The organism is Micromonospora sp. NPDC048999, from assembly GCF_040649295.1.
GTDB lineage: Bacteria > Actinomycetota > Actinomycetes > Mycobacteriales > Micromonosporaceae > Micromonospora.
Window position 1 is genome coordinate 1 of record NZ_JBEZFI010000106.1, and the last position, 1,449, is coordinate 1,449.

Genomic DNA, 1,449 nt, shown 5'->3' on the forward strand with positions numbered 1-1,449 from the left:
GAGCAATAGTCAAGAGTTGTGGATGAGAAATCTTGATTAGGCAGCCGTGGCCGTGCTCGTGACGGGCTCGGCGGTGGGTCGTTCGACGAGTTTGCCGCGTTCGAAGCGGGCGCCGGCGCGGACCAGGGCGACGAGGTGGGGTGCGTTGACGGCCCGCCACCGCTGCTGGGCGGCCTCGATGAGCTTGAACGCCATGGCGAGGCCGGCGGCCTTGGATCCGGGGCCTTTGGTGACCTTGGTGCGGTGCCGGACAGTGGCGAAGGTCGACTCGATCGGGTTTGTGGTGCGTAGGTGCACCCAGTGCTCGGCGGGGAAGTCGTAGAAGGCCAGCAGCTCGTCGAGGTCGTCGACGACCTTGGCGACGGCTTTGCCGAACTTCGCGGCGTAGGCGAGCTTGAACGCGGCCACGGCGCGGCGGGCGTGGTCACGGTCCTCGGCGTTCCAGATCTCGGCCAGGGCCTTCTTCGCACCGGGATGGGCGGATTTCGGCAGTGCGGCGAGGACGTTGGCGATCTTGTGGAACCAGCAGCGCTGCTCCCGGGTGTCGGGGAACACCTCGCGTAGCGCGTTCCAGAACCCGAGCGCGCCGTCGCCGACGGCCAGGATCGGGGCGCGCATGCCGCGCCGCTTGCAGTCGCGGAGCAGGTCGGCCCACGACCCGGCCGACTCGCGGTAGCCCTCGGCGAGGGCGACGAGCTCCTTGCGGCCGTCGACGCGCACCCCGACCACGACGAGCAGGCACAGTTTCGCCTCGTCCAGGCGCACGTTCAGGTGCACGCCGTCGGCCCACACGTACACGTAGTCGACCGCCGATAGGTCCCGGTCGGCGAACGCGCGGGCTTCGTCCTGCCACTGGACGGTCAGCCTCGTGATCGTGGCCGCGGACAGCCCGGAGCTGGTGCCGAGGAACTGCTCCAGGGCCGGCACGAAGTCCTGCGAGGACAGCCCGTGCAGGTACAGCAGTGGCAACACCTCGCTGATCCGCGGGGACTTACGGCACCACGCGGGCAGGATCGCCGAGGCGAACCGCCGCCGCTCACCCGTCTCGTCGACGCGCTTGTCGTTGACCCGCGGCGCGGCCACCTCGACCGCACCAGCCGAGGTGAGCACCTGCCGAGGCCTCGCGTGACCGTTACGCACCACCAGCCTGCGACCCTGCTCATCCACCTGGTCGACGTGCGCGGCGATGTACGCGGCGACCTCGGCTTCGAGGGCCGCGGCCAACATCCGACGCGCACCGTCACGCACGATCTCGTCGATCAACGACCCACCGGGCACGGCCGGCTGCGGCACCGCCGATGGCGTGGGCTCTTCCGGGTTGACTACGGTAAGCACGGGCGTACCTTCCCGACCCGCGTTGGCGCGCGGGCTCTACTCGATTCCTCGGATTCGGACTCGCCGGGAGGGTACGCCCCCACGGCGCTCATCCACAGGTTTCGAGCATTGCTC

At 69.5% G+C, this 1,449-nt stretch carries 1 protein-coding gene; it reads right to left on the reverse strand.

Annotation, left to right across the window (positions count from 1 at the left end; all coding sequences use genetic code 11):
* Positions 1 to 36 precede the first annotated feature (36 nt).
* Positions 37 to 1,293 carry an IS256 family transposase gene (locus AB0C02_RS33570; RefSeq protein ID WP_357553239.1) on the reverse strand — a complete coding sequence of 419 codons (1,257 nt, stop codon included), beginning with the start codon at positions 1,291 to 1,293 and terminating at the stop codon, positions 37 to 39.
* Positions 1,294 to 1,449 lie beyond the last annotated feature (156 nt).